The sequence below is a fragment of the Streptomyces sp. WAC05292 genome (assembly GCF_003949955.1).
GTDB lineage: Bacteria > Actinomycetota > Actinomycetes > Streptomycetales > Streptomycetaceae > Streptomyces > Streptomyces globosus.
This window is the reverse complement of sequence record NZ_RPSE01000034.1, coordinates 24,117-31,447: the sequence shown is the minus strand read 5'-3', so window position 1 is coordinate 31,447 and position 7,331 is coordinate 24,117. Positions and strand designations below refer to the sequence as shown.

At 72.0% G+C, this 7,331-nt stretch carries 9 protein-coding genes; 6 read left to right on the top strand and 3 right to left on the bottom strand.

Translation table 11 applies throughout. From position 1 onward, the window contains the following. Nucleotides 1-109: 109 nt before the first annotated feature. Entirely contained in the window at nt 110-319 is a 210-nt protein-coding gene (locus tag EF903_RS06985) for a hypothetical protein (RefSeq protein WP_125541980.1), read from the bottom strand. A gap of 306 nt (nt 320-625) precedes the next feature. On the opposite strand from EF903_RS06985, the gene EF903_RS06980 reads away from it, so the two are divergent. From EF903_RS06980 to EF903_RS06970, 3 genes are read left to right on the top strand one after another with little or no spacing between them, the layout of a single operon-like run. Further along, complete coding sequence (locus EF903_RS06980) at nt 626-2,392, top strand: hypothetical protein (protein ID WP_185902550.1); 1,767 nt, start codon at nt 626-628, stop codon at nt 2,390-2,392. 21 nt (nt 2,393-2,413) lie between these two features. Further along, on the top strand, nt 2,414-2,614 hold the full coding sequence (locus EF903_RS06975; RefSeq protein WP_125541977.1) for a hypothetical protein: 201 nt from the start codon (nt 2,414-2,416) through the stop codon (nt 2,612-2,614). A gap of 5 nt (nt 2,615-2,619) precedes the next feature. Further along, nucleotides 2,620-3,225, top strand: a complete 606-nt coding sequence (locus EF903_RS06970) for a hypothetical protein (RefSeq protein ID WP_125541975.1) — start codon at nt 2,620-2,622, stop codon at nt 3,223-3,225. Between the two features lie 12 nt (nt 3,226-3,237). Here EF903_RS06970 and EF903_RS06965 read toward each other — a convergent pair whose 3' ends face one another. Then, nucleotides 3,238-3,606 (bottom strand): hypothetical protein, encoded by a 369-nt coding sequence (locus EF903_RS06965; protein ID WP_125541973.1) that lies wholly within the window; start codon nt 3,604-3,606, stop codon nt 3,238-3,240. A 159-nt stretch (nt 3,607-3,765) separates the two neighbouring features. Between EF903_RS06965 and EF903_RS06960 the strand changes: the two genes are divergently transcribed. From EF903_RS06960 to EF903_RS06950, 3 genes are all read left to right on the top strand, one after another. Next, complete coding sequence (locus tag EF903_RS06960) at nt 3,766-4,479, top strand: SpoIIE family protein phosphatase (protein WP_125541971.1); 714 nt, start codon at nt 3,766-3,768, stop codon at nt 4,477-4,479. A gap of 232 nt (nt 4,480-4,711) precedes the next feature. Next, complete coding sequence (locus tag EF903_RS06955) at nt 4,712-5,116, top strand: hypothetical protein (RefSeq protein ID WP_125541970.1); 405 nt, start codon at nt 4,712-4,714, stop codon at nt 5,114-5,116. Between the two features lie 577 nt (nt 5,117-5,693). Continuing rightward, nucleotides 5,694-6,560, top strand: a complete 867-nt coding sequence (locus EF903_RS06950; RefSeq protein WP_260614911.1) for a hypothetical protein — start codon at nt 5,694-5,696, stop codon at nt 6,558-6,560. Here EF903_RS06950 and EF903_RS06945 read toward each other — a convergent pair. After that, on the bottom strand, nt 6,508-7,080 hold the full coding sequence (locus EF903_RS06945; RefSeq protein WP_125541968.1) for a hypothetical protein: 573 nt from the start codon (nt 7,078-7,080) through the stop codon (nt 6,508-6,510). The two genes, EF903_RS06950 and EF903_RS06945, sit on opposite strands and share 53 nt — an antisense overlap. Nucleotides 7,081-7,331: the final 251 nt, after the last annotated feature.

The window sequence follows — 7,331 nt, the reverse complement described above, 5'->3', positions numbered from 1 at the left end:
GCCCCCGTCCACCCGCTCGCGCCCCGCCAACAGCCACCACTCCCCAGGTGGCCGCGGAACACGAGCCGGACGGGGGCCGCCGCCGTCGGGGCCCATGCCGGCCGCACGGCTACATCCGGGCGGGGGCCTTCTGGTCCCGGGCGACCACCACGCCGTCGTTGACCAGATGCGTCTCCGTGTCCCGTTCCCCGTCCTCGACGTACAGCTCGAAGTTCTCCAACTCGTTCGTGAGCTCCTGGACCACGTCGTCCACGTCCACCGGCGGACCGTCCTGCCGCAGCAACTTGATCGTGATCGTGAAGGTGACAGGCTTGGGCATGACGGGCTCCTCAACGTGCGGTCGAACTGCATGAAGGGTTGGCCAACCCGCTGACGATGAGCGTAGGAGCGGCCCCGACCAGCGCCAACCTGCCCCAGAACAGCTTGAGAGCGCCCCCGCAGCGCCCTGCGCGCCCCCACGGCGCCGAACTGCTCTCCGGGCACTCACCGCGGCGCCGACCGAGGCCGTTCGAACCCCCGCCTTCTTCGGCTTCGGCACCACAACCCGCAAGGTCTCGGTTCCATAACGGCTCGTCAGCGGGCTGGCCCGGGACGCAAGCAGCCGCGGCACCGCACGGTGCGCCCCATGGACGCCCCGACCACCCTCACGCCCGTCGTGGCCGCCGCCCACGCCTCCAAGGAGCAGCGCCAGGGCGTCCGGTCCTCCGACGCCGCCAGCATCGCCGACATGCTGCTGCGGGCCCCGGTGCCCGTACGCCGCGCAGCGATCAAGACCCTCGACAGCGCCGACCTGTCCCACGTCCTCACCGAGGTCGAGCGCGAGACCGGCACCATGTTCGGCCTCTGGCAGGACACACCGTCCGGGTTCATCGAGGACGTCCTCGGGGAGTCGATCTGGTCGAAGCAGCGCGAGATCGTGGACGCCGTCCCACTCCACAAGCGCGTGGCCTGCCCCGCGGGCTTCGGCGTCGGAAAGACCTGGATCGCCGGCCGCCTGGTCGCGTGGGCCGGAGCCGTGAACCCGCCCGGCACCATGGTCATCGTCACCACGGCGACCCGATTCCGGCAGGTCCGCAACCAGCTCTGGCCGCACATCAGGCGGACGGTCGCTCGCGCAGGCTTGCCCGGATGGTGCGACACCACCCAGTGGAAGATCCCCGACGCCTACGGCAACGACGTCGTCGTCGCGTACGGCTTCACCGCCCCGGAGAACGACGAGGCGGCCATGCAGGGTATCCACGGCACGCCGAAGCTCCTGATCATCGTGGACGAGGCCGGCGGTATCGCCCGCACGATCGGCAACGGCACCAACAACCTCCTCACCGGCGACGCCCGCATGCTCGCCATCGGCAACCCGCCGGCCGACGACCCGCGCAGTTGGTTTGAGGGCCTGTGCGAAGAAGGCGACGACCCCGAAGAGCCGACCACCGTCACCGTGCCCATCGCCACCTTCGACTCCCCCGCGATCACCCGCGAGCGCGTCCCGTACTGCAACGACTGCCCTGCGGGCGTGCCCAAGCACTCCCTCGCGATCCACCTCCCGGACATGGACTGGGTCAACCGCACGATCCGCGAGTACGGGGAGGACCACCCGTACGTCCAGGCCAAGGTGTACGCCCGCTTCCCCAAGGGCGGCGGCGGCAAGGTCATCCCGATCACGTGGGTGGAGGACGCCCAGCAGAACCCGGACCCCACCGGGCCCGGTTGGGTCCGCCTCTGCGACCTCGGCCTGGCGGGCGAGACCGCCACGCACACCGTCCGCCGCGGCTCCTGGGTCCGCCTCGGCGTGGACGTCGCCGCGGACGGTGGCGATGAATTCACGATCTACAGGGTGGTCGGCGACGCCGTCGAACATCGCCACCACTCCAGCGGCGCCGCGAACGACAACCAGGTCACTGTCGCCAAGAAGATCCTCGAAGAGGTACACGCCGCCGAGCGCCTGGCGCAGGCCCTCGGCTCCACCGCCAAGGTCCACGTCAAGATCGACAAGAACGGCCTCGGCCACGGAGCGGTGAGCATGCTCTCCGTGTGGGGCGACAACGGCAAGCACGACTCGGAGATCATCGGGGTCATGGTCTCCGAGTCCCCCGACCGGGACGACCCCGGCGCCGTGATGCGCCCCTACCGCAAGCGCGACGAGATGTGGCTCGCCGGCCGCGCCCTCCTCCAGCCCGACCCCGCCACCGGCACCGGCCGCCTCCGCATCCGCGTCGACCGCCAAGCGGGCATCCAGCTCACCACCCCCAACCTCGGCAACAACAGCGGCGGCTTCGCCGTCGTGGAGTCCAAGAAGCTGATGAAGGCCCGCGGGATGAAGTCACCGGACCGCGCGGAGGGCATCCTCCTGGCCCTCTACGAGCCCCACGTCCGCCGTCGCGGCCTCATCGCATGACGCCCCCAGTAGGGTGACTACATGCCGGTCCCCCGCATCGAAGTCGTCAGCCAGCTGCCCACCGACGCCGCGTACATCCGCACCGGCGACACCCAGGTGGTGTACGTACGCCACCTGCCCTTCGCCGATGCAGTTCGCCAGGTGCACAACGTGCTGCCGGGCCTCTCGCTGGAAGAAGCTGAGCAGGCGCTGCGCGACCAGTGCCCAGAGCTGGCCCCCTGAGCACCATGGCCGACTACACCCACCTCGTGGCCGCCGCGGCGCACGCCGCCGGCCCCTGCCCGGAAGGACAGGAAGCCACCTGGCAGGCCCGCGTCCGGGACCTGGCCGTCGAGCTGGCCTTCACCGCCCGGGAGGTCGACCAGGCGATGAAGACCCTGGACGAGACCCACCCCTTCTCGGCCTACCTGGAGAAGATCGAGATCGAACCGACGAGCCGGCGCGGCCTGCTGACGCTGCGCCCGCCCGGCGGCGGCACCGAGACGATCCGCACCGAGCAGCAGGACACCAACCGCGGCGCGGCGATGATCTCGCGAGCCGAGGAGCTCGTCGGCCGCTGGGTGCTGGTCTACCGGTACAACGAGCCGACGGCCGCCAGCCGGAAGCAGCGCGGCGAGTTCGGCAACGTGCGGATGGTCGCCCGCCTGATGGACCTCGGCGAAGGCGCGCTCGCCTTCTCCATCGCCCAGAGCATCATCACCGCGGACGCCGGCGGTGACGCGTCCCTCGCCGTACGCCTGTGGCGGGACGCCGGGCTTCCCGAGCGCGGCATGATTCCCGTCGCCGACCTGGAGCCCGTACGCCAACGGGCCCGCGCGGCGGCGAACCGGTAGGCCGGCCGCCGCTCAGGCCCCGGCCCCGTCGATCCGCGCCGCGCCGCCGCGGGCGGCCAAGACGGGCGGCCCCGACGAACTCGGTTGAGACCGCGACCGGTGGGCAACGCGCAGACCGGGCTGCGGCCAGGTGTACGAGCGAGCGACCACCGAGGTCGAACCGTCCAAGTCGACGGCCACCTGGTACACGGTGCGGTCCTGCCAGTCCTGCCGGGCGTGGACCGGGGCGTACCGCCACCGGCCCCGGGACCAGACGTACAGGGCGGGCCGGTCCCCGGCGGGCCAGGACCACACCGTCGGCCGCGGCCCGTCCTCCGACCGCCACGGCCGGTTCTCCACCGGCTCCGTCAGCTCGACGGCCACGCCCGCGTTCCTGTTCACCCTTCGACGGTACTGCCGCGCCCCGAGCGCTCCCGAAGGCGGGGTATGCCGCCTCACACGTCACAGCAGCCCCAGTTTCGCTGTTTAGCGGCATCCAGTGCACCGCGGGGCCTATAGGGAGAGCGGGCCCGGCCGGGCCCCGGCCTCAAGGAGAAGACGATGGTGGAGACGACCGAGCAGGCGACCCCGACGGTTGCGGTGGGCAAGGCGCAGCGTCCGGGGACGGAGCCGCCGTGCGCGGACGGCGTGGACGTGCAGCGCCACGGCGCCCGGGTGTACGCCGCGGTAGTCGACGGCGCCGGCCACCACCCCGACGTGGTTCGGTACGCCGCGATCACCCCGCCGGTCATTACCCACATCGCCGCTGCGATGGGCGGCCTTCCCGCGCTGATGACCGCAGGGCAGATGGCCGTGGTCTACGACCGGCCTCCGCACGCGTCCGCGGTGTGCGCGTGCGTGGAGCCGGGCGAGCCCACGAGCGTGCACTGGATCGGGGACTGCCGGGCCTACGGATGGGACGGCACCGCGCTCACGCAGTGGTCGACGGATCAGACCATGGGCGAGTGGCTTCGCTGGAACGGGGGCGTGGCGGTCGAGCTGGCGGCGAAGCACGACAACTGGTCGCGGCTCGGGCTCGCGCAGGCGACGGCGGCAACCTGCCGGCAGGTCCAGATCCCTCCGGAGGTCCGTGTCGTCCTGCTGGTCTCCGACGGGATCTCCGACCAGGTCGCCCCGGCGGTCTGGGCCGAGCTGTGCAGCAAGCACGAGGGGAAGCCGCAGGCCCTCGCGGACGCCCTGGTTGCCGCCGCGGAGCAGGACGAGTCCGGCTACCGCGACGACGCGACCGTGGTGGTCCTGATGGTCACCGGATGATGGTCCTCCGGGCCCGGCGGTCCTGCCCCGGGCCCGGAGCGTGAAATTTCCACGGCCTTTCCACCCGGCAGCCGGATTCGGCCGCCGAGCATCGGTTTCCCGTCAGGTTTCCGAGGTCTGGACGGGGCCGTCCAGGACCTGACGAGGGCTTCTCCTCTTTCCGCGGTCCCATGCAATTTCATGGATGGTGGAAAGGCCCCAACGCCGCTGACCTGCGCCTACTTTGGCGTTCATGACCCACGACACGGACCCGCTCGCGGGCCCCCACATGATCCCTGGAACGTTCCGCGCCCAGCGGACGAGTAGCTTCGACCTGCCGGAGTGGATGAAGGCCGCCATCATCGCCGCCGCCGGCGTCCGGCCCACCGAGGTCTGCCCGCACCTGAGTGCCGGCCCGCAGACCATCGTGCGCCGGGTCGAGTTCCCCGAGGAGGCCCTCTGCCTGCGCTGCTACGTGGCGCTGGCTGGGTACCGGGCGTGCGCCACGTGCGGAGTGAAGGTGCAGGCGGGAAGCCTGGATGAGTGGCACACGCGGGACGCCGAGATCCCGATGCCCGGGACCACCCTCACGATGCGGTACTCCGCGTCCCGCTGCCAACGCTGCTGGACGTCCGACAAGGCCCCCGTCAGTCCCTGACCGACCCCGGGCCCGCGGGGGTGTAACGCCTGGAGGGGTCACTCCGTCTATGGGGGTGAGGCGCCCGCCGGGGGTGAGTTCGTTGGTCATAGCGCGCAGACCGGCGGGCGCCTCCCCACCCGTCCCAGACCGGAAGCCGGATCGTTGGTAACAGCGGAAAGCACTCCTCGCCCCACCCAGGCCCGTGGGCCCCTGCGGCCCGCCCTGGGTCCGTGTCGAACCGTACCGGACCGGTACGTATCGAACCGATCCGACACGGACCACACGACCAGCGGCAGCCGAACGGCCGCCTAGAGCGAGAGCAGCTTTCCGCTGTTACCAAGAGCGAAGGGCGCGCCTGCGGCACGCAAAGCGGGGCGGCCGACCGGCACGGGGCCCGGGGACCTTCCCCGTCCTCCATCCCTCCCCACTCCGCGGGCGCGCGCAGGGGCCCCGTACCACCCGACCGCGCTGCATCCCTTCACACCCCCCAACCGCCCGGACCCAGTCCGCGGACCGTGAACACCACAGCGGACGCGCTCCGCGCGGCAACCAGAACAGGACCGGCCCCGGTCCACCAGTGCGTACCCTGACGGACGTGACCACCGCCCTCGACGCCATCACCGCGTTCCTCGACCACCTGGAGGAGCGCCGGTTCGCCCCCGCCACCCGGCGGCTGCGCGGCGGGTTCCTCACCGAGTACCTGGAGCACGCGCTCAACACCGAGGGCACCCCGGCCAACCTCACCGCCACCGAGCTGATGGAACTCCCCCGCGCCCACGCCTGGCTCGAAGACGCCGCCGCCGGCCGCACCCGCCGCCGCAACACCCTCCGCGGCCCGAACGCCCCCACCGCCGACAACTCCGGCCGCGTCCGGATCATCACCTACAACCTGTTCGCCGAGTACCTGCCCACCCCGTGGCGGCTGGAAGTCCCGCCCAACACCAACGGCGAGTACCTCGACCCCGACGAAGCGCAGAAGGTCCTCCACACCCTCGCCGTCCAGCGGCCCACCGGTTACAACGCCGCCACCAGCATCCGCACCGCGGCACTGGCCGCCCTCGTCGCGGCCACGGGCCGCCCCGTCCGCGACCTCGCGCGGCTGCGCCTCGCCGACCTCCAGCTCGACCACCGGCCCGCCCCGCGCCTCCTGCTCGAAGACGGGCCCGTCGAACTCGACACCGCCACCGAGGACATCGTCCGTCGCTGGCTGCGCCAGCGCGCCGGCATCACTTCCGCCCTCGAAGGCTCCGACCCCGGACACCTGTGGGTGGCGACCAAGCCCGGCGGACCCCACGCCGGCCAGGAACCTCCCCCGCCGGGCCTCAACCCCGCAGGGGTGCGCACCCTCCACGACGCGCACCGGCGCCTCGTCCTCGGCGTCCTCGGCACCCCGCTCCGGCCCGGAGCCTTCAGGGGAGACGGAAGTTCTGCTGCACCGCCTGGTCCACGATGTCCCGCATGATCGGCCTGTCGTTGGCCAGGTCGCCGAGATCGACCACGGCGAGCAGCGCGCACGTCAGGGCGGCCGTGTGGTGCGGGCCGGGTCCATCGCCACGCTCCGCCCTCTCCGCCCGCCAGCCGTAGTACCAGACCAGAAGATCCATCTCCGAGTCCGCAGGCAGCTGCCCGACGAGCTCGGTGATGAAGGCGACCGCCTCCGCCTGGTCCTGCGCAGGCAAGTCCTCGACTGCGCTGCTGCCGCCGATCCGCCCGACGAGCACCTGCCTCAGCTCGGCCACGCCGTCCGGGTCCTCGTCGGCCGTCTGCCGGTTCCCCAGGTACAGCCCGGCGACCGACCCGATGAGGAAGACCGTCGCGCGGTGGGTGTCCTCCATCGCCGGGACAGGGCGGTAGTTCTTGATGAACCGGATGGCCTTCTTGCGGCGGGCCGACGGTTCGCTCGCCGCCAGCACCAGCGACCAGGCCACGTGCACGGCATCGGCCGGCGGCAAGGCATCGTTGTGTTCGGCGGTAGCGGGCATGGCGGTTCCTCCCCAGACGTGCGGATCGCGCTCACGGGTTGACGGCGCGCGGGCAGGCCCGTGCCGGGACGGGCTGCATCCCCGCTGCTGCGGGACCACCGGGAGGCCGGCTGTTCTCCGGGCACGAGTCTGCCGTCAACGGCACCCCCGCTCAAGCCCCGCCTCGGTCGCGCCTCGACAACTCGCCCGCCACTGGCTGGCATCGTGGGAGCGGAGCCCGCCCGGAGGCCCTTCGCACGTCGTCCCGGGCG